The 24844-nt window shown below is 72.2% G+C and carries 21 protein-coding genes; 5 read left to right on the top strand and 16 right to left on the bottom strand.

Annotation, left to right across the window (positions count from 1 at the left end; genetic code table 11):
- Positions 1–33: 33 nt before the first annotated feature.
- Positions 34–762 carry a phosphatase PAP2 family protein gene (locus D7V97_RS15905; RefSeq protein WP_120611491.1) on the bottom strand — a complete coding sequence of 243 codons (729 nt, stop codon included), beginning with the start codon at positions 760–762 and terminating at the stop codon, positions 34–36.
- A gap of 86 nt (positions 763–848) precedes the next feature.
- Between D7V97_RS15905 and D7V97_RS15900 the strand changes: the two genes are divergently transcribed.
- Together D7V97_RS15900 and D7V97_RS15895 are read left to right on the top strand one after the other, a co-directional pair.
- Entirely contained in the window at positions 849–1226 is a 378-nt protein-coding gene (locus tag D7V97_RS15900; RefSeq protein WP_233582852.1) for a hypothetical protein, read from the top strand.
- 9 nt (positions 1227–1235) lie between these two features.
- Complete coding sequence (locus tag D7V97_RS15895; RefSeq protein ID WP_120611489.1) at positions 1236–1616, top strand: DUSAM domain-containing protein; 381 nt, start codon at positions 1236–1238, stop codon at positions 1614–1616.
- A 19-nt stretch (positions 1617–1635) separates the two neighbouring features.
- Here D7V97_RS15895 and D7V97_RS15890 read toward each other — a convergent pair whose 3' ends face one another.
- Positions 1636–2067: a biopolymer transporter ExbD gene (locus D7V97_RS15890; RefSeq protein ID WP_120611488.1), complete on the bottom strand. Its 432-nt coding sequence runs from the start codon at positions 2065–2067 to the stop codon at positions 1636–1638.
- Positions 2067–2498, bottom strand: a complete 432-nt coding sequence (locus D7V97_RS15885; RefSeq protein ID WP_120611487.1) for a biopolymer transporter ExbD — start codon at positions 2496–2498, stop codon at positions 2067–2069. Before D7V97_RS15885 ends, D7V97_RS15890 begins: the two co-directional genes overlap by 1 nt.
- 195 nt (positions 2499–2693) lie before the next feature.
- Here D7V97_RS15885 and D7V97_RS15880 point away from each other — a divergent pair, with 195 nt between their 5' ends.
- On the top strand, positions 2694–4097 hold the full coding sequence (locus D7V97_RS15880) for an NAD-dependent succinate-semialdehyde dehydrogenase (RefSeq protein ID WP_120611486.1): 1404 nt from the start codon (positions 2694–2696) through the stop codon (positions 4095–4097).
- Positions 4098–4104: 7 nt separating this feature from the next.
- Here the strand turns inward: D7V97_RS15880 and D7V97_RS15875 are convergent, their stop codons facing one another.
- The gene (locus tag D7V97_RS15875; protein ID WP_120611485.1) at positions 4105–5238 is read right to left on the bottom strand and encodes a hypothetical protein; all 1134 of its coding nucleotides are present in this window, start codon (positions 5236–5238) and stop codon (positions 4105–4107) included.
- 147 nt (positions 5239–5385) lie between these two features.
- Between D7V97_RS15875 and D7V97_RS15870 the strand changes: the two genes are divergently transcribed.
- Entirely contained in the window at positions 5386–6357 is a 972-nt protein-coding gene (locus D7V97_RS15870) for a COX15/CtaA family protein (protein WP_120611484.1), read from the top strand.
- A gap of 3 nt (positions 6358–6360) precedes the next feature.
- Here the strand turns inward: D7V97_RS15870 and D7V97_RS15865 are convergent, their stop codons facing one another.
- From D7V97_RS15865 to D7V97_RS15815, 11 genes are all read right to left on the bottom strand, one after another.
- Complete coding sequence (locus D7V97_RS15865) at positions 6361–7860, bottom strand: glycine betaine ABC transporter substrate-binding protein (protein WP_120611483.1); 1500 nt, start codon at positions 7858–7860, stop codon at positions 6361–6363.
- Positions 7857–8606 (bottom strand): ATP-binding cassette domain-containing protein, encoded by a 750-nt coding sequence (locus D7V97_RS15860; RefSeq protein WP_120611482.1) that lies wholly within the window; start codon positions 8604–8606, stop codon positions 7857–7859. Before D7V97_RS15860 ends, D7V97_RS15865 begins: the two co-directional genes overlap by 4 nt.
- A 16-nt stretch (positions 8607–8622) precedes the next feature.
- Entirely contained in the window at positions 8623–9639 is a 1017-nt protein-coding gene (locus tag D7V97_RS15855; RefSeq protein WP_199728825.1) for a hypothetical protein, read from the bottom strand.
- A 75-nt stretch (positions 9640–9714) separates the two neighbouring features.
- The gene (locus D7V97_RS15850; protein WP_120611481.1) at positions 9715–10392 is read right to left on the bottom strand and encodes a DUF4142 domain-containing protein; all 678 of its coding nucleotides are present in this window, start codon (positions 10390–10392) and stop codon (positions 9715–9717) included.
- Positions 10393–10520: 128 nt separating this feature from the next.
- Entirely contained in the window at positions 10521–11552 is a 1032-nt protein-coding gene (locus tag D7V97_RS15845; RefSeq protein ID WP_120611480.1) for a hypothetical protein, read from the bottom strand.
- Positions 11553–11657: 105 nt separating this feature from the next.
- Positions 11658–13940, bottom strand: a complete 2283-nt coding sequence (locus tag D7V97_RS15840) for a SpoIID/LytB domain-containing protein (protein ID WP_120611479.1) — start codon at positions 13938–13940, stop codon at positions 11658–11660.
- A 3-nt stretch (positions 13941–13943) separates the two neighbouring features.
- Positions 13944–18659 (bottom strand): MG2 domain-containing protein, encoded by a 4716-nt coding sequence (locus D7V97_RS15835; protein WP_120611478.1) that lies wholly within the window; start codon positions 18657–18659, stop codon positions 13944–13946.
- The gene (locus D7V97_RS15830) at positions 18656–20257 is read right to left on the bottom strand and encodes a hypothetical protein (protein WP_199728824.1); all 1602 of its coding nucleotides are present in this window, start codon (positions 20255–20257) and stop codon (positions 18656–18658) included. Before D7V97_RS15830 ends, D7V97_RS15835 begins: the two co-directional genes overlap by 4 nt.
- Complete coding sequence (locus D7V97_RS15825) at positions 20254–20970, bottom strand: DUF1175 family protein (RefSeq protein WP_120611476.1); 717 nt, start codon at positions 20968–20970, stop codon at positions 20254–20256. Before D7V97_RS15825 ends, D7V97_RS15830 begins: the two co-directional genes overlap by 4 nt.
- Positions 20971–21006: 36 nt before the next feature.
- Positions 21007–21909 (bottom strand): DUF2135 domain-containing protein, encoded by a 903-nt coding sequence (locus D7V97_RS15820; RefSeq protein ID WP_120611475.1) that lies wholly within the window; start codon positions 21907–21909, stop codon positions 21007–21009.
- A gap of 284 nt (positions 21910–22193) precedes the next feature.
- Positions 22194–22610, bottom strand: a complete 417-nt coding sequence (locus D7V97_RS15815) for an arsenate reductase ArsC (RefSeq protein WP_120611474.1) — start codon at positions 22608–22610, stop codon at positions 22194–22196.
- A 207-nt stretch (positions 22611–22817) separates the two neighbouring features.
- On the opposite strand from D7V97_RS15815, the gene D7V97_RS15810 reads away from it, so the two are divergent.
- A complete protein-coding gene (locus D7V97_RS15810; protein ID WP_120611473.1) occupies positions 22818–23795 on the top strand; it encodes a TerC/Alx family metal homeostasis membrane protein in 978 nt (325 codons plus the stop codon).
- 22 nt (positions 23796–23817) lie between these two features.
- On the opposite strand, the gene D7V97_RS15805 is transcribed toward D7V97_RS15810, so the two are convergent.
- Positions 23818–24630, bottom strand: a complete 813-nt coding sequence (locus D7V97_RS15805; RefSeq protein ID WP_120611472.1) for a hypothetical protein — start codon at positions 24628–24630, stop codon at positions 23818–23820.
- Positions 24631–24844 lie beyond the last annotated feature (214 nt).

Raw genomic sequence — 24844 nt, 5'->3', positions numbered from 1 at the left:
TTCTTGGGGGGCGCGGGCCTGGGGCGCAAAGGCTCATTCCACGGGGCGGTGGGCCTCTTCGCGCAGCGCGGGGCTGCGGCGGCGCACGCCCTTGGCGGCCACGGTGACGAAGAGGGCCCACGCGAGGCCGGCCACCCAGCCGCCGAGCACGTCGGTGGGGTAGTGGACGCCCAGGTACACGCGCGTGCAGCCCACGAGCACGGACAGGAGGACGGCCATGGACAGCAGGTAGACCTTCACGCGCCGGTGTTCGGCGAACTGGGCCGTGAGCGCGCCCAGGGTGAGGTAGGTGATGGCGGACAGCATGGCGTGGCCGCTGGGGAAGCTGGTGGACATGGTCTCGGTGAGGTGGGGCACCACCGAGGGGCGCGGCCGGTTGAAGAGGGACTTCAGCACGGCGTTGAGGAGCCACCCCGTCACGATGGCGCTCAAGACGAACAGCGACGTGCGGTAGCGGCGGGCCACCGCCAGGAAGCCGCACACGGTCGCGGTGAGGAGTGACAGCACGGGGAAGCCGCCCAGCGACGTCACGTCGCGCGCGGTCTCCGCGAGCCACCACGGGCCCCGGGGCAGCGCGGGGTCCTCGGGGCGGCGCAGGGAGCGCACGATGCGCTCGTCGATGTCCTGCGTTTCGCCTTCATGCACCTCGTCCGAGAGGACGACGAATCCCAGGACGCACGCCATCACGAGCAACAGCAGGCCCAGAGGCCGCGTCACCATCACGTCCCAACCCGACAGCCACCGCCACGGCCCGCGTAACATGGCCGTGACATAGGCCGTGGACCCCGGGGCCGCTACCGCGATTCGCGCGGGAGTGTCGGACAGGCTCCATGGATGGGGAGGTTGCCGTGAAGACGGAGGGGTCCAGCCATTGGCAGCGCCCGGTCGTGGCCCTCATTGCCGGGCTGCTGATGAGCTGCGCGACGGTCGCCGGCTCATGCCTGGACAGCGAGTCGTGCTGCATTGAAGCCCATCCTGGCAACCCGGCCGCCTGCGGGCTCACGGAAGCAGAGGCCGCGGCCCTGATTGGCACCGCCGCGGCTGCGGGTGCAGCGACCACCGCGACCCTGGCAGCGAAGAACGAGGGCTGGAAGCAGCAGTGCATCGACACCTACGTGAAGTGCAAGTCCGAGAACAAACCTCTATGGGTGGGAGACTGCTACGCGTGCCTTCGCAGATGTGAAGGGCAGCGCCAATGGCCATTCGCGCTCTGCCACCCGCGTTAGGATCCATCCATGCCCGATGCACAGGCCTGGGACGCAATCTGGGAGCTGAACCACAAGGTGTCCGACCTGGGCCAGCCGTTCGCCTTGACGGATGACGTGCGCGCCCTGTTGCGCAACACCGCTCCCGACGTTGCCATCACTGCGGTGGAAGCGGAGAAGGCGCTTCAGAGCGAGGCGAGCGCGGCGGCACTGCTCGTGGAGATTGCACGGCGCATCCGCGAAGGCTCCCACCGCCTTTCGCGCGTGCTCGGTGAACTGGACCGGCGCCAACAGGCAGGTGATGCGAACGGCGCGCGGCAGTTGCTCCAGGACGTGCTCGCGGTCGAAGTCGTCCCGCACTACCGGGACATCGTCCACACGTACCTCGCTGTCCTGGATGATGAGGACTGACACGAAGGCTTCGAGAGGCTCACGGGGATTCCAATCCCAACCCCAGCGCCTCCGCCCCAGCGGACTTCGCGCCGTCGAGCGCCACCACCAGCCTCGCGTACGGCGCCCGCGCATCGGGCTGGAAGAACAGGCCGCGCTGGCCTCGCGGACGGGCCTCCAGGAAGCGGCGCAGGCGCGGCACGTAGTCCGCCTCGCTCACCACCTCCCCCTCCAACAGCAGCGTCCCCTCCGCCGTCAGGCGCACCAGCCCCGGGGGCAGCTCCTTCGAAGGCGCGGAGTCGGCGGGATCCGGTGACGGAAGCTGGAGCATCAACTCCCGGCGCATCAGCGGCGTCACGACCATGAAGATGATCAACAGCACCAACACCACGTCCACCAACGGCGTGACGTTGATGTCGGACTGGAGACCGGACTGCGGCTTCACCACGATGGGGCTGCGTCTGGAGCGCATCACGGTCCTCCTCCGTTCGCCTTCTTCACGGCGACAGCCAGGGACACCTTCCGCGCTCCGGCATCGTGCGAGCGTTTCAGCACACCGAGCACATCCCCGCAGGTCAGCATCTCGTCCGCCTTGAGCAGCAGCCGGCGCTCCGGCTGGGCGTGCAGCTCGTCCCGCACCCGGTCCTGGAAGCGCGCGATGTCCGGGAACACATCCATCCCGACGTACAGCGTCTTCTCCGAGGTGAGGGAGAAGACGAGCGGTTCGGGCTTCGTGTCGCGGTGCTCGCCTTGCGTCGCCCCGGGCAGCGCCACGTCCCTCCCTTCCTGGGACATGGGCGTCAACACCATGAAGATGATCAACAGCACCAGCACCACGTCCACCAACGGCGTGACGTTGATATCGGCCTTCACCCGGCCCTTGCCTCCCACGGCCATTCCCATGCGCAGCCTCCTGGCGAGTCGGAGGCCATGGGACCATGGGCGCGGCGGGGCGTTGGCCGTGGACATCCGGTGGTTCGGTCATGGTTGCGTCATGAGCCGGGCGTACGCCCCCGGACGCTCGGGCCGGGTCGGCATTGTCAGCCACGCCTGGGTTGCTATCACCCGGGGACGTTCGCACCTGGGAGGCACCCGCACATGGCCATCGCCACCATCAGCCCCACCACGGGCAAGACGCTGCGCACCTTCGAGGCGCTCTCCCCCAAGGAACTGGAGCTCAAGCTGCAACGGGCCGCGGACACCTTCCGCGCCTACCGGGAGACGTCCTTCGCGGACCGCGCCCGGTGGATGCGCCGCGCGGCGGACATCCTGGAGGTGGAGGCGGACCGCTTCGGCCGTCTCATGACGGAGGAGATGGGCAAGCCGCTGGAGGCCGCGAAGGCCGAGTCCCGCAAGAGCGCCACCGCGTGCCGCTACTACGTCACCCGCGCGGAGAAGCTCCTGCGCGACGTGCCCATCGACGTGGACGGCGACACCGCGTTCGTCCGCTACCAGCCCCTGGGCCCCGTGCTCGCCATCATGCCGTGGAACTTCCCCTTCTGGCAGGTCGTCCGCTTCGCCGCGCCCGCGCTCATGGCCGGCAACGTGGGCCTGCTCAAGCACGCCTCCAACGTGCCCCAGTGCGCGCTCGCGCTGGAGGAGGTGTTCCTCAACGCCGGCTTCCCCGAGGGCGCCTTCCAATCGCTGTTCATCGACACGGCGGAGGTGAGCCGCGTCATCGAGGACCCTCGCGTGAAGGCCGTGACGCTCACCGGCAGCGAGGGCGCGGGCCGCGCCGTGGGCGCCGCCGCGGGCCGGGCCATCAAGAAGGTGGTGCTGGAGTTGGGCGGCAGCGACCCGTTCATCGTCATGCCCAGCGCGGACCTGGACCGCGCCGTGGAGACCGCCGTGTCCGCGCGCCTCATCAACAACGGCCAGTCCTGCATCGCGGCCAAGCGCTTCATCATCGCGGAGCCCATCGCGAAGGAGTTCGAGCGCCGCTTCGTGGAGCGCATGAAGACCATGGTGGTCGGTGACCCCATGGACCCCAAGACGGACGTGGGGCCACTCGCGACGCCCGGCATCCTGGAGGGCCTGCACGCCCAGGTGCAGGCGAGCGTGAAGGCCGGAGCGCGGCTCCTCCTGGGAGGCAAACCCCAGGGCGGCCCGGGCAACTTCTATCCGCCCACCGTGCTCGCGGATCCGCCGCCGCAGGCGCCCGCGTTCCATGACGAGCTGTTCGGCCCGGTGGCCACGCTGCTGCGCGCCCGCGACCTGGAGCACGCGGTGGAGCTCGCCAACGCGACGCCGTTCGGCCTGGGCGCGAGCGTGTGGACGCAGGACGCGGCGGAGCAGCGCCGGTTCATCGACGGCATCGAGGCCGGGATGGTGTTCGTCAACGCGCTCGTCGCCTCCGACGCGCGCCTGCCCTTCGGCGGCGTGAAGCACTCCGGGCACGGCCGCGAGCTGGCGGACCTGGGCCTGCGCGAGTTCGTCAACGCGAAGACGGTGCGCATCGGCGGGGCGACCGGCGCGCCTCCGTCGAAGCACGTGGGCGAATAGCCCCCGGCTAGCGCGTGCGCACCCGGCCATCCATGGGCGCGCCGTGCACCTCTTCCAGCGCCTGGGTGACTGCGTCCACCTCCGCGCCCAGCTGCTCCACGCTGTGGCGCAGGCCCGCGCCCGCCACGTCCAGGTCCGCGGTGTCCGCCGAGCGCACCCGCAGCACCTGGGCGTAGAGGTTCTCCAGCGTGTAGGCCAGCCGCGTGTACTCGGCCTCCAGCCGGTCCGCCGCGCGGCTCAGCTCCGTGCGCTGGCGCACCTGTTCGTCCAGCACCTGCAACGCCGCGCGCAGCCGGTCGCGCACCACGCTGTCCTCCTCCGAGGCCCAGCGCGTCTCCAGCTTCTTGCGCTCCTCGCCCAGCCGCTGCACGTCCTCCGGCGGCGCCACCGTGCGCAGCTCCCGCTCGCGGCGGATGAGCTCGTGGCAGCTCTTGCGCAGGTCCTGAACGGTGCGGTCGGGCGAGCGCACCATCTCCTGCAACACACCCGGCGCCGAGCGCAGCTCCGCCATCAGCTTCTCGCAGACGGCGTCCACCCGCGTCAGGCGCGGATCCGACGGCACGGCCGCGGGCACCTTCTTCTCCACCGGCAGCGCGGGGGCGGAGGACGGCTCCTCCACGCGCGTCAGCAGCGGGTTGTTCTTGGCGTGCAGGTGCTTCGCGGCCCCCCGGAAGAACGCGAGCGCCACGAACAGCAGCCACCAGTATTCGTGGGGCCGGCCAATCACGGTGATGACACACGCCACCGCGACGACGAGCTGCCCGATGCCCAGCACCGGGTTGCGCGAGGCCTCTTCACGGGCCGCCTTCTCCGCGCGCTTCGCCTGGCGGTACGACTGCTGCTGGGCGACGTAGGCGTCGCGCTTGGCCTGCCGCTCCGCCCGGCGCAGGGCGTCCTTCGACTCGCGCTCCCACTGCTTCTCCCACCGCTGGCGCTCCCGCTCCGCGCCGCGCTCCCACTCCCGCTCCCAGCGGTCGCGCTCCCTGTCGGTGGGCAAGCGGCCCATCCGGCGCACCCACGCCTCCAGGGCGGCGTCCTTGCGCGCACGGCCCTCCTCGATGGCGGCCTCCAGCCGGCGCAGGCGCTCGGCCGCATCGAGAGAGGACGGGGAGGCAGGCGGCGCTTCGCGATCTCGGGGCACGCGGTGACGCTAACAACTTCTCCCGGCCTTGGGGACTGTCGGTGGCAGGCCCATAAGGGCAGGTGTTGAGCCCGTGGCGGGCAGCGTGCAGGCGGAGCGGCCCGCGCGGTGGCCCGGCCTCCTGGGATGCGGTACTGGGAGGGCACGATGACCCTTCCCGCCGCGTCCCGCCGCTTCCAGTGGTTCAGCCAGGGCGTCCTCGTCTACACGCTGGGCGTCATCCTCTGGGGCGCGTTCGTGCGCGCCACCGGCTCCGGCGCCGGGTGCGGCGACCACTGGCCGGTGTGCAACGGCGACGTGGTGCCGCGCGCCCCCACCGTGCAGACGCTCATCGAGTACACCCACCGGCTCACCAGCGGCCTGGCCACGGTGCTCGCCGTCGCCCTGTACGTGTGGGCCCGGCGCGCGTTCCCCAAGGCCCATCCCGCACGGCGCGCCGCGGGCTGGGCGCTGGTGTTCATGCTCACCGAAGGGATGGTGGGCGCGGGCATCGTGCTGCTCAAGTACGTGGCGCAGAACGCGTCCGTGGGCCGCGCGGTGTGGATGGGCGTGCACCTGACCAACACCTTCCTCCTCGTCGGCGCGCAGACGCTGGTGGTGTGGGCCGCGGGGGGCCGCGCGCGCATGGTGCTCAAGGGCCAGGGCCCGGTGGCCGTGCTGCTGGGCTTGAGCGTGGCCGGCATGCTGGTGCTGGGCGTCAGCGGCGCGGTGGCCGCGCTGGGGGACACGCTGTTCCCCTCCACGAGCCTCGCGGACGGCCTGCGCCAGGACGTGTCGGAGACGGCGCACGTGCTGTTGCGCCTGCGCGTGCTGCACCCGGTGTTCGCGGTGGGGCTGGGCGCGCTGCTGGTGTTCGTGGGCCGGTGGGTGGCGCGGCTGCGGCCCTCGCCGGAGGTGCGCCGGGCGTCGCTGCTGCTCACCGGCGTGTACGTCGCCCAGCTGTGCGCGGGCGTCATCAACCTGGTGCTGCTGGCGCCGGTGGCGATGCAGCTGGTCCACCTGCTGCTCGCGGACTGCGTGTGGATGTGCGTGGTGCGGCTGTGCGCGGCGGGGCTCGCGGAGGATGCGCCGCGCTTCGAGCCGTCCACCGCCCCCGCGTCGCGCGTGGAGCCGGTGTAGCGCCTACTCGCGCAGCCGCAGGCCCCGGGGCACCACCGCCCGCGCCACCGCTTCGAAGAGGGCGCTGACGAGGAGCGCGAGCACCGCGGATGGCACCGCGCCTTCCAGGATGAGCCCCACGTCGTCCAGGCGGATGCCGGTGAGGATGGGCTGCCCGTAGCCGCCCGCGCCCACCAGCGCGCCCAGCGTGGCGGTGCCCACGTTGATGACCGCCGCCGTCTGGATGCCCGCGAGGATGGACGGCGCCGCCATGGGCAGCTCGATGCGCCACAGCCGCGCGCGTGGCGGCAGGCCCAGCGCCTCCGCGGACTCGCGCACCTCCCACGGGATGCCGCCGAGCCCCGCCGCCGTGTTCCGCACGATGGGCAGCAGGCTGTAGAGGAACAGCGCCGCGATGGCCGGCTTCGAGCCGATGCCCAGCAGCGGAATCATCACCACCAGCAGCGCCAGCGACGGCACCGTCTGGATGATGCTGGACAGGCCGAGCACCACCTGCCCCAGCCGGGGACGGCGCGCGGCCAGCACCCCCAAGGGGATGGCGAGCGCGATGGCCGCCAGGAGCGACACGCCCACCAGGAACAGGTGCTCGCGCGTGCGCTGCCAGACGCGCGACACCGTGCCCTGCGTGCGCACCTCCGTCGTCAGGCCCAGCGACGCCTTGAGGAAGTCCGACGCCACCTGGGCTTCGGGCACGCGCTCCAGCCGCGCGCGGGCGTTGAGCTTCACCATGCGCGCCTCCGTCAGCGAGCCCTCCAGCTTGCGCACCGCCCGGAGCGCCAGCGGCGCGCGCGTCTCCAGGTCCGCGCGGTAGAGCAGCACGGCGTCGTACGCGGGGAAGTGGCGCCGGTCGTCCTCCAGCACGCGCAGCCCGTAGGCGGCGATCTCCGCGTCGGTGGAGTACAGGTCCGTGAGCTGGAGCGCGCCGCTCTCCAGGCCCCGGTACGCCAGGTCGTGGTCCAGCCCGCGCACCTCCGTCTGCGGCAGGCCGTACGCGTCGCGCAGCGCGGGCCAGCCATCGCCCCGCTCCATGAACTCGTTGCTGAAGCCCACGCGCAGCTCCGGGTGCTGCTTCAGGTCGGAGATGCGGCGGATGCCCAGCCGCTCCGCCTCCGATTCCTTCATGCCCAGCGCATACGTGTCGTTGAAGCCGAGCGACGCGCTCATCCGCAGCCCTTCCTGCTCGAGCGCCTCGCGGAGCGCGGCGTCGTCCTTCAGCGCGCGGCCGGCGAACAGCTCCTGGCGCAGCGTGCCGGTGTACTCGGGGTAGACGTCCAGCTCGCCCCGGCGCAGCGCCTCCCACAGCACCGTGGTGCCGCCCAGCTCGCGGCGGTGCGTGGCCTGGGCCCCGGTGGCCTTCGCCACCTGCGTCACCATCTCCCCCAGGATGACGGACTCGGTGAACTTCTTGGACCCCACGCGCACCACGGGCCCCTCACCGGGTGTCCTCTCGCACGCACTCGCGCCGAGCAGGACCCCCAGGACCAGCGCTCCCAGCCGCGTCATCCGGCCCTCCCCACGGGCAGCGGACGCTGCGCCTGGATGAACCGCGTGACGAAGGCGTCGGCGGGCCGCGCCTCCAGGTCGTCCAGCGTGCCCTGCTGCACCACCCGGCCCTCGCGCATCAGCACGATGTCGTGGCCCAGCCAGGCCGCCTCCGCCAGGTCGTGGGTGACGAGCACCACCGTCTTGCCCAGCCGCTCGAAGATGGCGCGCAGGTCCGACTGGAGGTCGTGGCGCACCAGCGGATCCAACGCGCCCAGCGGCTCATCCAGCAGCAGCACGTCCGGATCCAGCATCAACGCGCGCATCAAGGCCACCCGCTGCCGCTGGCCGCCGGAGAGCTGCCCGGGGTAGCGCTCCAGCGCCTCCGCGGGGAAGCGCGTCAGGTCCATCAGCAGGCCCTGCCGTTCGCGGATCCGCGCCTCCGGCCAGCGCAGGTGCCGCGCCATCAGCGTGACGTTCTGCGTGCCGGTGAGGTGTGGGAACAGGCCGCCGCCCTGGAGCGCGTAGCCCACGCGCTGGCGCACGGCGAGCAGCGCGTCCGGGGCCTCGGGCAGGGGGTGGCCGTTGAAGAGGACGCGGCCGGTGTCGGGCCGCGCCAGGCCGTTGAGCAGCCGCAGCAGCGTGGACTTGCCACAGCCGCTGGGGCCGATGAGCACCGTGGTCGTGCCCGTGGGCAAAGTCAGCGTCAGCGGGTGCAGGGCCTGCAGGTCGCCGAAGCGCTTGGACACGCCTTCCAGTGTGAACACGTGGGCCTCCGTCCCTTCAACGCACGGCGAAGGCGCCGTTGCAGGCCGCGGGAAAGGGGGCGTGCTCCGAGCCCGCCGAGCCCGCCGAGCCCGCCGAGCCCGCCGAGCGGAAGCTGCAAGCCGCGAACAGGCCCCGCCCCTGCATGTCCATGCCGCCCGCCCAGACGACCACGTCGCCACCGCCGTCCGGAGCGGGCGCGGTGAAGCGGGCGCAGCGCGTGGGCAGGCCCTCCAGGTAGCAGTCCCGCGGCTCCACCGCGCTGGCGCCGGGGAGCGCGTCGCGCAGCTCTTCGACGCTCTGGTCGCGCCAGCGCTCCAGTTGGGCCGTGCCCGGCTGCACCGGGTAGAAGACGCTCCAGGAGAACGTGGACCGCTCGCAGCGGATCCGCCCCGCGTGCGTCGTCGAGGCCGCGAGCTGACAGCCCTCCGGCACGCCCAGCAGCCGCCACGGCAGCAGGGGCGGAGTCACGAGCGCCGACGGCGCCAGCACGTCCCCTTCCGGGTTGCCCCGCGTGGCCAGGTACGCGAACAACTCCAGACACCGCCCCAGCTCCGCACGCGCGTTGTCGCGCACCACGCAGCCCAGCTGGCGCACCCGGCCCGCCGAGGGCGTCGCCGTCGTGAGGTACCCGCCCGCGCGGCAGGGCGGCGTCTCGCCTTGCGCTCCCGTGCACTTCGCGAAGCGCACGGACGGATGGGACTGGCCCGCGAGCGGCAACTCCCCCGCGACCTCCGCGAGTGGCGGGCCCAGGCGCGCACGCACGCGGGCGCGTCCCGCGTCCAGGGCCTGCGCTTCACTCACGTCGGACAGCTCGTCCAGCCACACGGCGAGCCCGCCGCAGCGGTAGGTACGCGACGTGGCGCTGTCGGGCAGGGGCACGCAGCCGTCGAAGAGAGCGCGCGCATCCGCGACGAAGGGCCCCGTGGACGTGACGCCCACGACGGGGACCGCGGGGGCCGCCGGCACGGTCGCCTGACACGCGCCCAGCAGCCCCCAGAGCCCCACCCAGACCGTCGCCAATGCCTTGCGCATCCGCGACGGGATAGGCGCCGGACCCGGCCGAGTCAACCGGCCCGACGGTCCGACGCCCACCGCGCTACATCGCGACTACTTCTTCAGCTGCTTCTCCAGGTCCTTCACCTGCATCTCGTGGTTGCTCACCACGCCCTCGGTGTCGGTCAGGAGCGACAGGAAGACCGCATCGTTCTTGTACTCCTTGCGACCCTCGCTGAGGATCTCCTTGCCCTTCTTCTGGTCCTCGGAGATGCGCGTGAGGAAGGCCTTGTCGAACTCGGGGCCCTGCTTCGCACGCAGCTTCGCCAGCTCCGCGTTCGTCTCGTCGGTGTGCTTGGCCAGCTTCTCGTCGACGTTCTTCATCTTCTCGTCGTAGCCCTGCTGCACGCCGCCAGCGCCGCCCGTGCCCGTGGAAGGCATGCTGTTGTCGCCCAGCTCGCTGATCTCCACCTGCTTGTTCTTCGCCCAGCTGCGCAGCGCTTCCTGATTCTTCTCGTGGTCCTCACGCAGCTGCTTGGCGAACTCCTTCACCTGCGGATTCGACGCCTGCTCCTCCGCGAGCGTCGCCAGCTTGATCTGCCGGTTGTTGAAGACGGCCAGCTTGCCGACGTAGGTCACGCGCTTCGCGGCCGCCTCCCCCACGGCCTTGCCCTGCTTGTGCATCTCCTTGTCCTGCTTCGTCATGGGGTCTTCGGCGTGGGCCGCGAAGCCCATCAGCCCCGTCATGACCGCCGCAGTCAGCGCCCGCGCCTTCCAGTTCGTGTTGCCCATGGTCCCGCCTCCCCCGCGCCTCGCGGATGAATGAATGACGAGGGGAAGTTGGTGATGGGACGGGCCGGCGCCAGGGCCGTCTGGCCGACAGCCCCGCCCCCGGGGACGAGGGCAGGAGGGCGTGTGCGTCACTCCGCGGGCAGCACGCCGCGCACCACCGCGCCACGCTCCGGTGCCGTGGCCTGGGCCCAGCCGCGCAGCACCGCCAGCACCTCCGTGGAGAAGACCGGCGTGTCGTGGAGCGTGACGGTGGTGCCCGCCCCGCCCGTCTGCGCCTGTTCGAAGCGCGCGGTGATCCAACAGGCCCCGGGCAGGCCGTTCTCGGGCACCGTGCGTGACACCTCCAGCTCCAGCAGCGCGGAGGGGGACAGCCACGCCTCGGCCCACCGCAGCCGGCGCTCCAGCAGCGCGCCCAGGGACTCCAACGCCTCCGGTGACGGATCCGTCCCTGTCGTGCCGGGCCCCGGTGGCAGGTACACCTCGCGCAGGAAGGGCGCCTCGCGGGTCAATGCGTGCGCCGTCGCGCGCAGCCACAGGCGACAGTCGTGCAGCACTCCCGCGGAGGCCACGTCGAAGGAAGGCAGGGCATGGCGCGTCTCCGGCCGCCGGCCACCCTGGCGGTCCGCCTCCACCTGCACGAAGGGCGACACCCGGGCGCGCCCCTCCAGGAGGCCCTCCACCTCCAGCCCCAGCCGCTCCAGCCGCGCCCCCCGGCCCAGGCTCCGCCACAGGTCGATGAAGGCCGCCGCCAGGGGCGCCGCGTTCGCCACCGAGTACGGCCGCCACTCCACCCGCTGACACACCACGCGCGCCGAGGAGACGCGTGCGCCGGGCGGCCCCAGCCCCAGCATCAGGTCCTCGCCGCTCACCGCCACGCGGGTGGAGAGCACGTGGCGCGCCGGGCCCTCCAGCAGGCGCACCTGCAACGCGCCTCGCGGCACCGCGCCCTCCACGTAGCGCGCCCCCCGCAGCAACAGCTCGCCCTGGATGAGCACGTCCTCGCCCCGGGGCGCGTGCAGGTTCGGCCGCGAGTCGTGACAGCCCAACACCCAGGCGCACCGGCCCTCCTGGACCCAGCGCACCCGCAGCCCCGCCGGCAGCGACTCCAGCGTGCGCCGGGTGGTCTCCACCCCCTCGAATGTTCGCTCCACTTCCGCCATCAGGCCCCCTCAAGCCGAACAGCACGACTGCACAGTTACATAATAGCTGTGATTAGGAGGGGGTGTTAGCGCGTATTTCGCGGGTTTGGCTGGATAAACGCTGAATCACCCTCCGCCGGCCTGGGGTGCCGGGGGACGGGTGGGGAGGGCTTCGTAGGCGCGGTGCAGGAGGGCGTCGCTGGAGAGGCCGGTGGCGGCCTTGGCGGCTTCGACGTCCAGGCCCTCGCCGTGGCCCCGGCCCTGGCCCTCGAAGAGGAGGCGGGGGCCGTCGAAGGAGGCACGCTGGGGACAGGAGGGGAGCTGGAGGCCCGCGCGCAGCGTGTCGCAGGGCAGCGAGCGCGCGTCCTCGTAGGGGGCGCCGGCTTCGCCTTCGGTGCGCAGGTAGCGCACGCGGCCGGACTCGAAGCGCAGGGACACCAGGTGGGTGCCGAGCAGGGCCTCCACCTGCGCGCGGGAGCGGAACTCGCGCCAGGGGGTGGAGCCGCCCTGGGAGAAGGTCAGCCAGGTGCCCCACTTCAGCGGGGGGTGCTTGAGCGCGCGGGTGTCCTCCGGGCGCAGGCGCACGGTGCCGCGGAAGGCCTGACAGTGGGTGGTGTCACAGAGGGCGCGGCCGGGGTGGCGCAGGGCCCCGTGGCGCTCGTTGTGGGCCACCACGCGGGAGAGCGCGACGCGGGCCTCGCCTTGCAGCGTGACGTCCTCGGCGGCGACGACGCCCGCGGTGTACTGCACGCGCGTGGTGCGGAAGACGAAGTCGGAGCCGCGCCGGGCCTTGAGCGCGCTGGGCGTGGTGGGCACGCCCGGGGGCGGTCGGTACGGCGGAGGGGGCGACCACGTGAAGACGCCCGCGTAGTCACGGCCACCGTCGGGGCCGTCCGGGAAGCGCACGCGCCAGGGACTGCCCAGGCACACCGCCGTGCCCTTCGCGGTGAGCGCGTCCAGGCGGGAGAAGTCCGTGGGCGTGGGACGTGGGACGCCGTCCTCCAGCGCGAAGCCCGCGCCCGCGCAGCGGGCCTCCACGGACGCGGAGGGCAGCAGGCCGAGCACCTGCACGCGCGCGGCCTCCAGGCCCGCCGTCTGTTTGCGCACGCGCGCGAGGAGCGCGGGGATTTCGTCCACGAAGTGCCGGGGCATCTTGCCGGGCCGCACGGCCACGAGGACGAGGTCCGCGTCCACGGCGGCGATCCATCCCAGCTGCGGGCGGCTCGCGGCATCGCGCACCGTGCCCGTCTTGGTCGCTACGCCCTTCAGCGCCTTCGACGTGGACAGGCCGCTGAGCGTGCCTTCCTCCACGTTGCCGGTGAGGAGCGCGAGGACATCAGGCCGGCCCTCCGCGAGCAGCCGGTACGCCTGGGCCATGCCCCAAGGAGACAGGCCATGCGCGGAGCGGAGCCCGATGGCCTCCGTCATGTCCGCGGGCAGGCCGGTGAGGCCCACCGCCGAGAGCACCGGTCCCCAGACACCGAATGCCTGGGGCGCGCGTCCCGTGGCCTCCCAGTCCAGGAAGTAGCCGTTGCAGGAGCGCAGGAGCGCGAGCCGCGCATCGACCTTCGGAGGCAGGCCCGCGCCACACGCCCACTCCTGCACGCCAACGCGCGGCGCGAGCAGCGGAGGCGATGCATCTGGCGCGGAAGCCGAGGCCACGGTCCCCGCGGCGTACACGAAGGGCTTGAGCGCGGATCCGTAGGGCACCGCCCTGCGCACGTCGCCTTCCGCGAACAACACCTCTCCCGAGTGCCGGCTCACCACCACCGTCGCGGGTTCGGGCGCGAGCACCGCCACGTCCGCCAGCTCCTCCACCGACAGGTTCGACGCCCACCGCGTGCCGTCGTGGCACTGGCGCAGCCGGCGCGTCAGCGCGGCCGGGAACCCCACGTGCTCGCCCAGGATGCGCGCCAGTCCCTTGCGGGCCCGGGGCGTGTCCACCGCGGGCGCGCTCGCCACCTCCTTCGCCGCGCGCGACAGCGACTGGTACGGGGCCTCGCGCCACGCGGGCAGCTCTCCGCTCACCGTCAGCGCGAACGCCTCATGGAAGAGTCGATCCTCGCTGGAAGCGGGACACGCCCACCACAGGACCTGGTGCGCCAGCTCATGCCGCAGCGCCGTGATCAGCCGCGCGTCCAGCACCCCCAGTGTGTTCTGCCGCAGCTCCACCACTCCAGGCCGTCCCTGCGCGTTGCGCTCGGGTGGCAGGACCGTGCCCTTCTGGAGCGTCACGGTGGCGGGGGCCCGCGTCGGAAGGCCACCCGCCTGTGCCGTGTACTGCGCCTCCAGTGACGTCCAGGCGGCCTGCGCTTCCCTGCGCAGGTCCGCCTCGGGCGTCACGTCCCCCCGGGTGACGAAGGTGGGCGAAGCCGACAACAGCACGGCGACGGCGACGGCCCACCCCATGGGCTACAGGTCGCTCACGGACGTCTTCGAGGGCACCACCTTCAGCACGTCCGAAGCGGTGCGGCCCCGGATGCGCGCCGAGTACATGTCCTCGATGGTGGCCGGCGGCGCGGCGAACGTGCCCGCGAACTGCGCGCGCATCACGTAGCCCACCGTGCGCGGGCTGTCGCTCCACCACGCCGGCTCCTCGAAGAAGAACGTGGCGTGCGCCGGATCCAACTGCCGGCGCTTGAGCGCCTCCGGCGCCAGCGGCAGCGAGTGCGGAGGACCGCGGAAGACCTTGTCCTCCTGCAGCGCGACGAAGCCCGCCGGCACCGCGTCCTCCACCACGTAGTACGCCGAGCGCGCCCGGTTCTCGCCGCGCGCGTCCAGCGTCAGCTCCACGTAGACCTCCTCGCCCTGCGTGACGCTCGCCCCCGCGTCCAGCTTCACCTTCCCGCCCTCGCGCAGCACGTAGTACGCGCGATTCACGGACATGCCTTCCACGCGCGGCTGCACCGCCTTGAGCGGCAACGTCGCGGCGGCGCGCAGCGTGGCCACGCCGTCGAAGCCGCCCACGTCCACCGTGCGCGTCCCCGCCGGCAGCGTGGCGACGAGCCCCATGCCGCGCGCGGCGAACTTCACCGGCGCCGACGCCCCCTTCACCTCCGGCGGCGTCATGCCCTTGAACGCCTTCGCGTCCCGCTCCACCAACCACAGCGAGTGCAAGAGCGCGGTGCTCCGGTCGAACGTGGACAGGTCCGGCTCGCTCAAGAGTTCCAGGATGCGCTTGCGCGCGCGGGTGACGTCCAGCGACCCGAACGACGCCGCGTGCGCGGTGATGGCGGTGAGGCCCACGCGCCGCAGCGGGAAGCGGTAGAACGCCTCGGACGTCTGCGCTTCACCCTTGAGGCTCGCGAGCTTCGCGAAGCCCTCGCCGCTCTGCTTCACCAACGCCTGGATGCGCGTCTGGAGCGCGGGCTCCTTCATCACGCCCGCCTTCTCCGCGGCCAGCACCGCGAGCGCCAGCGAGTACAGGTCCCCGGGCTGCGCGCCCTCCACCAGCGCCCGCACCCGCGCCGCCTGCCGAGGCCCCTGCAACCGCGCCAGCACGTACGCACGCGTGGCGTCGTACTCCAGCGGCAGGCCCTCCTGCGCCTCCACCCACTTCGCGCTCTCCACGATGCGCGCGTCGTCGCGGTCCACCAGCCCCGCCTCCGCCGCGTACGCCAGGCCGTCCAGCGCGATGAGCGTCAGCGGCAGGCTGGGCTCGCTGTAGCCACCGAACCAGGTGAACCCGCCCCCCTTCACCGCGAGGCCGAGGATGCGGGCCGTGCCCTGCACGGAGCGGCTGCGCGCCTCCGCCAGCAGCGCCTGCGAGTCCGGGTCCAGCTTCTCCAGCGCGCCCGCCTTCTGGAGCACCTGGTACACGGCCACGTTCGGCACCGTCGTGGACACCAGCTGCTCCAGGCATCCGTACGGATACGTCAGCAGCTCGCGCACCTGCGTGAGCGCCGCGTCCACCGTGGACGGCTGGAGCACCAGCTCCACGCGCGTCAGCGTCGCGGATCCGGGGGCGTCCAGCGACAGCGCCCCGCCGCCCCACGCGCTCACCTGCACCGCGTCCTCCACCGCGGCCGGCGCCACGTCGAAGCGCTTCAGGTCGCGCAACGGATCCTTGCCGCCCGTCACGTCCACCGCGAGCTCCGCGGGGCCCGTCTTCGACGCGCGCAGCGTCACCGGCACCACCTGTTCGCCGCCCTCGCCCAGCTCCAGCTTGCGCTGGGTGGCGGCCGCCTGGAGTGCCCCACCCGGCTGCACGCGCAGGTCCAGGAGCTGGCTGCCCTTGGACTTCTCCCCCGCGGACAGGCGCACGGAGGCCAGCGCCTCATCGCCCTCGCGCAGGAACTGCGGCAGCGCCGCGTAGACGTTGAGGCCGCCGCGCGTGGCGAACTCGGACGTGCCTTCACCGAAGCGGCCGGACGTGTCCGCCGCCACCGCCGTCACCACCCAGAGCGTCTGGTTGGAGGGCAGCGTGAAGCGCACCGTCGCGCGCCCGTCCCGGTCCGTCACCACCGCCGGGTCCCAGTGCGCCGTGTCCTTCTCCAGGTCCTTCGCCTGACGGCTGGGCGGCTTGATGGACGCGAACGCGTGGTCCGGCAGGCCGGACATCTTGCGCGCCAGCTGCTCGCCGTAGCCGTACCCCTGGAACTCCGCCGAATAGAAGCTCGTCACGTTGTCGCGCGCGGGCGGGTAGAAGAAGTCCAGCACGCCCGGGCGGAACTCGCCCTGGATGGCGTAGACGGCCTTGTCCACCACGCCCACGGACAGCTGCGCCACCACGCCCCGGCCCTCGCTGTCGGTGACGCGCACGTCCACCGCCTGCTCGGTGAGCGGCAGCGCCTCCGCGCGGCGCGCCTGGAGCGACACCGTGAGGGTGCGCTCCTTCGGCACCACGCGGAACGCCACCGTGCGCTCCTCCCAGCGGCCCGTCGCCGTGGGGTACGCGACGGACGCGTACACCGCGCTGCCGAAGCGCTTCTCCACCGGGAACGCGTGCACCAGCGTGCGGCCCTTCAGCGGCACCACGGTGGTGCCGTACAGGCCCGCGCCCGTCAGCGTCACCCACACCGGGCCGCTGTCCTTGCCCCCCTGTCCCCAGCCATCCGGGAAGAGCGCCACCAGCTTCGCGCTGTCACCCGGCTCCAGCGTGCCGGACAGCGACGCCAGCGTGAGGTTGGGCACCTGCGCCACGGGTTCATCCGCCGCGCCGATGACGAGCAGCGACTCCTCGCCCGTCCACGCCTCGCCCTTCTTGTCCTTCACCGTCACCCGCGCGACCACCGTGCCCACGTCGGTGGTGGGCACCTTCTCGCGCGACGTGCCGTCCTGCGCGGTGGTGAACGCGTGCGAGCCCAGCGGCTTCTCGCTGCCGTCCGCGCGGCGCAGCACGAAGGCCACCTCGCCGGACGTGACGCCGTAGGGCTTGCCGGACAGCGTGGTGGCGCGCACGGACAGGAGCGCCTCCGAGCCCTTCGCCACCACCGCGTCCGAGTACCGCGCCACGCCCAGCACCTCCACCTTCGACAGGAAGAAGGCGGCGGTGCCGGTGGCGAACGTCTCCTGATCATCCCGCGCGCGCACGGTGAGACTGTAGCGGTACGGCAGCCGCTCCTCGCCCGGCTTGAGCGCGGGGACGGCGACGTCCACCTCCGCCTCGCCGCTCGCGTCGAACTCGCTCGCGCTGGACCACGGGTCCTCGCCGGCCTCGCGCTCCGCGACAGAGGAGTACAGCCGCTCCGGCACGCTCAGCTTGCCCTCGCTGGTGGACGCGGTGCCGTACGTCACCGCGCTGCCCTGGCCGCCCTTGCCCGCGTCATCCACCCACGCGGGCGCGTCCAGCAGGCTGCGGTAGAGGAACACCTCGTACTTCGCGCCCTTCGGCACGCCGCCCGCGTACCGGCGCGCGAGCACCTTCACGCTCACCGTCTCGCCGGGCACCACCGTCTCCGACGCCGGCTGCACCTCCAGGTAGAACGTGGGCTTCACGTAGTCCTGCACGCGCGCCTCGCCCTGGTAGGGGTGCGTGTCCAGGTCCGCTTCGATGCGCAGCACGCCCGTGCCCAGGTCGCCCGGCACCTGCATGGTGCCGCTGAACGCGCCGAACTCGTCCACCACCGCGCGCGTGGTGATTTCGCGGCCCTCCTGCGACACCAGCTTCACGCGCACGTCGCGCTTCTTCGGCGTGAACAGGCGCGCGAGGAACGTGTCCGGCTGGCGCACGAGCCCGCGGAACTTCACCTCGTTGCCCGGCTTGTAGATGGGCCGGTCGCTGTAGATGAACACGTCCGGCGCCACCGCCAGCGCGGAGTAGAAGTCCGTGTCCACGATGGCCGTGTCCTTGCCGGACGTCACCGTCGCGAGGATGCGCGGCTCCGCCACCGCCAGCGTCACTTCACCCTTGTCGTCCGTCGTGCCCGTGGGGCCCTTGCCCGCGGGCAGGTACACCTGCACCTGCGCGCCCGCGCGCGGCTGCTGGTCGCGCCCCGCCACGCGCACCAGCACCTGTCCGTCGGTCTGCTTCAGCTGCACGGTGACGTCGCTGACGACGAGCACCACCTGCCCCTCCACGCGGCCCTGCACCAGCTGGAGCACGTAGGCGCCCGGGGGCAGCGGGGCCAGCAGCACGCGGCGCTCCTGGAAGCCGCCGCTGTCATGCCCGGTGTCGAAGCCCGGCACGTTGAAGTCCCGGTCCGTGCCGCCCAGGTCCAGGTTGAGCCACTGGCTGCGCACCACCGTGAAGCCCGGCGGCGTGCCCACCAGCTTCTCCGGCCCCTCGGCCACCTTCGCGAGCGGTTCGTCCGATGACGCCTCGTCCGGCGCCTTCGGCAGCACGTCGCTCACCTCCTGGCGGAAGGCCGGGCTGAGCGCCTCCATCAGCACGAGGCCCGGCGAGCGCACGGCGTTGAGGCCGCGGCTCAGGCCCCGGCCCGGGTTGATCAGCGTGGGCGGCGTCTGGTACGCGCGCCGCAGGTCGCCCTGCGCGCGGATGAAGGCGTCCAGGTTCGCGGGCTGCAACACGCGCAGCTCCACGGGGCCCTTGTCCTCGAACGCGACGTCCACCGACACGGGCTCTCCGCTGCCGTAGGAGCGGGGGACGGTGATGTAGAGCGGCTTGGCCAGCGCCACGCCGGACACCAGGAGCGCGGCCAGGGCCGCGAAACGCACCGAGGTCTTCATGTTCCAAATCCTCCTGGCACCAGGGCATCGCCCTTCACCGTGCCGCGAAGTCCCAGGTACGGCAGGGACTCCAGGTCTCGTCGGGCCGCTTCGACTTCCGGCGGCGCCGCCTTGGGCAGCGGCGCCGAGCGGTCCACGCGCGCTTCGGACGTGTAGCCGTCCATCGCGAGCACGCTGAGCAGCCGTCCCGTGTTGATGCCGAACACCACCGACGCGGGCGCGCGCAGCCCCGTCACCACCGGCCCCGCGGCGTTCAAGAGGTTGGGGCCGCGGCCCTCACACGCCTTCTTCAGTCGCTCCACCTCTTCCGCGCTCGTGGCCAGCACCACGTGCTTGCACAGCGTGGCGCGCGTGAGCGTCCGCGAGCCGCCGGAGAACAGCGCCTGCAACCCGTCCGCGTCCTCCTCCCGGCCCCACAGCAGCGCCAGCTCCGGCTCCAGCGAACCGCTGCCGCGCGGCGTCCACACCAGGGCCACCTGGCGCGTGCGTGTCTTGCCCTCGCCGCCGTCCTTCCAGAACGTCTTCAGCGCCGCGGGCTCCAGCGACTCCGGCAGCTTGAGCTGGAACGCGAGCAGCACCGGCGTCTCCTCCGGCACCAGCTTCAACAGGTCGTCGGACAGGGGCGCGCTGTCGAGCGGCGCCACGTTCTCCAGCAGCGCTCCGGCGATGCCCCGGCCCACCAGCCGGTCGCCTTCCACGCCGAACTGCAACCGCGTGTCCTCGCCCAGGCCCAGCACGTGGGTGAGCAGCTGCGCCTCGCGGCCGTAGGCGTTGGCGTCGAAGCCCACCTCCACGTCCACGCCGTCGTCCGCCTTCAGCTCCGGCAGGGGCGTGCACAGCCCCTGGAGCACCACCACCGGGTGCCGCGCGAGCACCACCCGGTCCGCCGTGCGCGCGGCCCACATCGACTGCTCCGCGACGAGCCAGCGCGACAGGTGGAAGCCGCCCTCGGGCGCCTTCTCCGTGCTCCCCGGGCAGCTGTCCGCGGTCATCTCGCCGCGCTTCGCCACCGCGTCCAGCGCGTCCCACGCCGCCTGCGCCGTCTTGCCCGCCTTGGGGACGATGAGCGCGGGAGTCCCCGCGCGCGTGGCGCCGCTGAACCACACCGTGCGGAAGGGCGTGTCCAGCAGCTGTCCCGCCACCACGTCCAGCACCGCGCCCTTGAAGGACGCCTTGAGGTCGGTGCCGGTGGAGCCCAGGAACGCGGCCCACCCGCTCACGAAGCCCTGACCCAGCGGCTTGCTCCACTGCTCCTTCAGCCATGCGTTGCGCACGAGCGCGTCGCGCACCCTGGCGGGCGCGTGCACGTCCACCCAGACGGCGGCGATGGCGGCGGTGCCGGGCACGTCCATCTTCGTCGGCTGTGACGGCAGCTCCGGCATGCCCTCCACGGAGGCGCCCGCGGAGGGCGGGCCCTGGCGCTCCCCGGAGGTGAAGGCCGTGCCGGATCCGGAGCCGCCTCCACTCCCCCGGCGACCGAGGACGAAGGCCCCCACGCCCACGCCCACGACGAGTGCGCCGACGAGCGCGATGCGCACGGCGGACTTGGAGCTGGGGCCCTGGCCCTGGGGGGGCGGTGGGCTCACGGGTGAGGTCATGACATCCACTCCTTGAAACGGAAGAAGCCGAGGAAGGCGGCGTTGGCCGGCACGGGGCGCCACTCCCGCGGCGCCTCGGTGGCGAGCGAGTCCAGGACCCCGGTGCGCACGGCCGCGCCCGCTTCACCGGGGTGGTAGACGACGCGCGCGGGGGCATGGGCCCGGTCCTCCGGGCGCACCACGAGCATCAGGTGGAAGACGGGCCCTGCATCGTGCTCCTGGCGGAAGGCCACCACGTCCCCGGTGCGCAGCGCTTCACGCGTGGCCGCGTCCCGCCCCAGCGCGGTGAAGTTGCGCGCGAGCAGCGTCTCCGCGTCCGCGAAGTCGGAGGGCTCGCCGCGCGCGTCCCTCCACAGCGGGGACACAAGCCGCGCGGAGGCCACGCGCCGGTAGGCCGTGCGGAACGCGTAGCGGATCAGCCCCGCGCAGTCGCGCTGCGCCGGCTGCCACGCCGTGTCCGGGGTCCGCACCTGCGCGAGCGCCACCTGCGCCACCTCGCGGCGCAGCAGCCGTGCGCGCGTCTCCGGCGAGACAGGCTCGGAGACGGCGACCGCCGCGGAGGCCACGCGGGTCCCGGCTCCAGCGGGCTCGGAGACGCGGGCCGATGCAGCCTCACGGCCCTGCGCCGCGCGCGTCCCGGTCTGCCCGGGCGCGGACGGGCCCGTCGCCACCGGGGCGGCTTGCAGCAGCAGGGAGAGCATCAGGACGCGCATGGGCAGGGCTGGAACGAGGAGCGCCGAGGCGCGCCTTCAGTACCCGCCCTCGCCCTCGCCGGAGTCGCCGTTCGCCTGGAGCTCCTTGAGCGCCGCGTCCAGGTTCTCCGGCCAGCTCTTCCCGGTGGGCTTCGGATCCGCGGACGGCACGTAGACCTCCGCCTGTCCTTCTCCCAGGATGTTCACCCACGCGAGCACGCGCGTGGTGCCGGGCGTCGCCAGCGGGATGCGCACGCGGCGGCGCACCTCACCCGGCGTGCCTTCGAAGAGCGCCAGGTTGAGCGTCGCCACCGTGTGCGCCTTGTCACCGCTGGGCCAGTAGTTGGTCGCGATGAGGTACACGCCCTGGGGCGGCGCGCGGTGGATGTAGAGGTACGGGCCATACGCCGGCTGATCGAAGTCCCCGCCCTGTGCGTTGAGGAAGAACGTGCCGCCGGACGGGCTGTCCGTGTCCGCCCAGTACACGTGCGCCATCGCCTTCACGTCGAGCGTGTCCCCCGCGCTGCTCGCGTCGGTGGGCTCGTAGATGTGCAGGTCCGTGTAGACGCCGTCCGTGTCGCTCGTGAGTATGGCCTTGAGCGGCACCGGAGGCACCTTCGCGTAGCTCGTCGCCTGCGCGCGCGCCGTGCCCGCCTTGTTGGTGGCCATCACCGTGACGATGTTCTTGCCGCTCGCCGCCGGGAACTTGCGGCTGAAGCGCCCGCCCTCGGTGCGCATCAGGTAGCGGTCGCCGTTGATGGACACGACCACCGGATCCACCGTGGTGTCGCTCACCGTGCCTTCAATGAGCAGCATCCGGTCCACCGTCCACCCTCCGGACGGCGCACTCAGGCGCACGGTGGGCAGCTTGTCGCCCCTGCCAATGGGCACGCCCTGCTGACGAGCTTGAACCGGCGGCGCCGTCTGCGTCAGCAACGCGGCGAGAAGGACGGAGAGCATCTGCGAGAGCCTGGGAGTGGGAAGCGCGAACCGCGTGTCCGCGAAGGGACACAGCGTGCGGCAAGCCCCCCTCCTATTTCAAGCCACCTGCCATTTCACGACGACACGGCCCGGGCAGGCCCCCCCTCCCGCAACGCCGTCGTCGCAGGTCCCGACCACTTTCCGCGACCGTCCGCCCGCCCGTTCCCAGGCCCCGGCACCCACGGTTCACGGCAGCGTGTGCTTGCTTCACCAGGTTCCGCGGGCAACACGACTCCGCGGGTCAGGCATGCGCATGCGACCTGCTACGGCGCCGGAGGGCGCTCCCAACCGTGGCTCTCCACGAAGCCCGACACCAGCGCCGCCAGCGTGTCGCGGATCTTCTCCACGTCCGCCGCGGACTTGCCCGCCGTGTCCTCGACCATGGGCCACTCCACGCGCTCCTGGCCCTGCACCGTCGGCGCGTCCGCGAAGCCACCGAGCGTCACCACCACCTGCGCGCTCTTGGCCAGGTCCGCCGTCAACTGCTCCGGCTTCGCACCCGTCATGCTCACGGTGATGTCATTCATCGTGGCGAGCACTTCGGGCTGCACCCGCTCGGCCGGCTGCGCTCCCGCGGCGATCGCGCGCGCCTTCGCGGGGTCCGCCATCAGGTTGAAGAACGCCGCAGCGATCTGCGAGCTGCCCGCACTCTGCTTACAAGCGAAGATGACCGTGTTCATCGCACCGCCTTTGGAGTGTTGAGAATCATGAGGTCCAAGCCTTCCAGGGAAGTATCACATCCTGAGTGAGGGAGAAGGCAACGCTTGCCCGCATCCCCCAACACCATACAACGCGACGCGTCAATAATGCACGACTGGGTGGCACCTGACTCCGGGCGGGTCACCCGACCCAGCGGATGGCAGCGGGATGCCTAGGTTGGTGGGGTCATGCAAAGCACCCCTTCCTGGGCCTGGATCGTCTTCTGGGCGCTGCTGCTGGCGCTCCTGGTGGTGGACCTGCTGGCCCACCGGGGCGGGCGCGGCCAGTCACGCCGCGCGGCCGTGCTGTGGAGTCTGGCGTGGGTGGGGTTGGGGCTGGCCTTCTGTGGCTTCGTGTGGGTGACGTTGGGCAGCGAGCGCGGCCATGAATACCTGGCGGCGTGGCTCATCGAGAAGAGCCTCAGCCTGGACAACGTCTTCGTCTTCCTCGTCATCTTCCGCAGCCTGAACGTGCCCCAGCGCTACCAGCACGAGGTGCTCTTCCTGGGCATCTTCGGCGCGCTCGTGTTCCGGGCCCTGTTCATCTTCGTGGGCGCGGCGGCGCTGCAACGCTGGGGCTGGGTGTCGTACGTCTTTGGCGCCATCCTGCTCATCACCGCGTGGCGGGTCTTCCGCGAGGACCCGTCCCAGCAGCAGGACAACCGCGTCGTGCAGTGGCTGTCGCGCAGGCTCCCGGTGACGGACCGGGTGGAGGGGCCGCACTTCGTGGTGAAGCACGGGGGCCGCGGGCTCGTGACGCCGCTGCTGCTGGCGCTCATCGGCCTGGAGGTGACGGACATCCTGTTCGCGGTGGACTCGGTGCCGGCGGCGTTCTCCGTCACCACCGACACGTTCATCCTCTACAGCTCCAACGCCTTCGCCATCCTGGGGCTGCGCGCGCTCTACCTCGTCATCGCCGGGGCGGTGGGGCAGCTGCGCTACCTGCACTACGGGCTCGCGGGGGTGCTGGCGTTCGCGGGCGTGAAGATGGTCGTGGAGCAGTGGGTGCACATCCCTCCGCTCCTGTCGGTGGCCATCATCCTCGTCGTCATCGGCACCGCGGTGGGGGCAAGCCTCGCGCGCCGCCGCCACCACCGGCCCGAGGGGCCCGGGGATGCGCCGGGGTCGCCGCCCGCCTCCGGACATCCGCGCGAAGTAGAGGCCTGAGCGGGGCCCGGGCCTTCCGGGGTCAGGGCGCGGCAGGGCGGACGGAGTCGGCCGCCTTCTCGTACACGAGCAGCTCGTCGAAGCCGGTGTTCGCCGCCTTCGCGATGCGCGCCTGGTGCTTCGCCAGGAGCGCGGCGTTGGCGTCCCTCACGGCCTTGCCTCCGGTCAGCTCCAGCGTGGTGATGTACTTGCGCAGGCCGGCGCGGCGCTGCTCCAACTGGAGCCGCTGCTCCTCGCTGAGCTTCGGATCCTCCAGCTGGGGCGTCAGCGCCGCGAGCTGCTTCTCCAGGAGCGCGATGTTCTCCGGATCCGAGGGCTGCGATACCAGGGTCGGCGCCTTGGGCGCGGCGACCGCGGACGGGTACACCACGCGGGTGAGGCCCTGGAACTCCAGGGGCGACATGCGCGAGGCCTCCAGGTTCGTGGCGAGCGCGGCCCGGGCCTTGGCGATCATCCGCATGGAAGCGCCGGCGGCCTTGAGGACGACGCTCGGGTTCTTGCTGCCCAGGTCGTTGCCGTACTGCTTGAAGAACGCGGTGGATTCCGTCTCCAGCGTGTGGAAGGCGGGCATCGTCGCCTCGCGCGCGGTGAGGTAGGCCTCCAGCCGCGCCTCGTCCAGCTTCAGCAGCTGGCCCGCGGGGGGCGGCCGGAAGGGATAGCGGGTGTTGAGTTCGGCGAGCCGCCGGGCCTGGGCCTGCGCGTCCTGCATCGAGCTCAGGCCCGAGCCCTCCATGTCGCGGTCCGCCTGGGCGCCCACCGCGACGAGCCCCACCACGGCCACCGCGAGCAAGCCCACGCAGCCCAGCACCACACCGATGACCCACTTCTTTTTCATTGCGCCACTCCGCTCCAGCTCCGGAAGGCAGGCTTTCGCCCACCGGAGCCCCGTTGCTATCCGGCCCGTCCCTCCAGGGCAAGCGCCCCTCCTGCGCCCGAGCGGGCGGTCCCCCGGCTCAGGCAGACGGATGGACCCATCTCCGATAGGAAGACGCGCATGGCGGGACGGGAAGAGGCAGCAGGGGACGGGGCATTGGCTGTCTCTTATACAC

Source organism: Corallococcus sp. CA053C (assembly GCF_003611675.1).
GTDB lineage: Bacteria > Myxococcota > Myxococcia > Myxococcales > Myxococcaceae > Corallococcus.
Note: the sequence above shows the minus strand (reverse complement) of the source record. Positions and strands in the feature narration are given on the sequence as shown.

Excerpts from the sequence above, each read along its gene's own strand:
- D7V97_RS15830 (WP_199728824.1), bottom strand. The coding sequence starts at position 20,257 with ATGACCTCACCCGTGAGCCCACCGCCCCCCCAGGGCCAGGGCCCCAGC.
- D7V97_RS15870 (WP_120611484.1), top strand. The coding sequence starts at position 5,386 with ATGACCCTTCCCGCCGCGTCCCGCCGCTTCCAGTGGTTCAGCCAGGGC.
- D7V97_RS15850 (WP_120611481.1), bottom strand. The coding sequence starts at position 10,392 with ATGGGCAACACGAACTGGAAGGCGCGGGCGCTGACTGCGGCGGTCATG.
- D7V97_RS15840 (WP_120611479.1), bottom strand. The coding sequence starts at position 13,940 with ATGGGGTGGGCCGTCGCCGTCGCCGTGCTGTTGTCGGCTTCGCCCACC.
- D7V97_RS15885 (WP_120611487.1), bottom strand. The coding sequence starts at position 2,498 with ATGGGAATGGCCGTGGGAGGCAAGGGCCGGGTGAAGGCCGATATCAAC.
- D7V97_RS15805 (WP_120611472.1), bottom strand. The coding sequence starts at position 24,630 with ATGAAAAAGAAGTGGGTCATCGGTGTGGTGCTGGGCTGCGTGGGCTTG.
- D7V97_RS15865 (WP_120611483.1), bottom strand. The coding sequence starts at position 7,860 with ATGACGCGGCTGGGAGCGCTGGTCCTGGGGGTCCTGCTCGGCGCGAGT.
- D7V97_RS15895 (WP_120611489.1), top strand. The coding sequence starts at position 1,236 with ATGCCCGATGCACAGGCCTGGGACGCAATCTGGGAGCTGAACCACAAG.
- D7V97_RS15845 (WP_120611480.1), bottom strand. The coding sequence starts at position 11,552 with ATGGCGGAAGTGGAGCGAACATTCGAGGGGGTGGAGACCACCCGGCGC.
- D7V97_RS15825 (WP_120611476.1), bottom strand. The coding sequence starts at position 20,970 with ATGCGCGTCCTGATGCTCTCCCTGCTGCTGCAAGCCGCCCCGGTGGCG.
- D7V97_RS15905 (WP_120611491.1), bottom strand. The coding sequence starts at position 762 with ATGTTACGCGGGCCGTGGCGGTGGCTGTCGGGTTGGGACGTGATGGTG.
- D7V97_RS15855 (WP_199728825.1), bottom strand. The coding sequence starts at position 9,639 with ATGCGCAAGGCATTGGCGACGGTCTGGGTGGGGCTCTGGGGGCTGCTG.
- D7V97_RS15890 (WP_120611488.1), bottom strand. The coding sequence starts at position 2,067 with ATGCGCTCCAGACGCAGCCCCATCGTGGTGAAGCCGCAGTCCGGTCTC.
- D7V97_RS15810 (WP_120611473.1), top strand. The coding sequence starts at position 22,818 with ATGCAAAGCACCCCTTCCTGGGCCTGGATCGTCTTCTGGGCGCTGCTG.
- D7V97_RS15820 (WP_120611475.1), bottom strand. The coding sequence starts at position 21,909 with ATGCTCTCCGTCCTTCTCGCCGCGTTGCTGACGCAGACGGCGCCGCCG.
- D7V97_RS15815 (WP_120611474.1), bottom strand. The coding sequence starts at position 22,610 with ATGAACACGGTCATCTTCGCTTGTAAGCAGAGTGCGGGCAGCTCGCAG.
- D7V97_RS15880 (WP_120611486.1), top strand. The coding sequence starts at position 2,694 with ATGGCCATCGCCACCATCAGCCCCACCACGGGCAAGACGCTGCGCACC.
- D7V97_RS15835 (WP_120611478.1), bottom strand. The coding sequence starts at position 18,659 with ATGAAGACCTCGGTGCGTTTCGCGGCCCTGGCCGCGCTCCTGGTGTCC.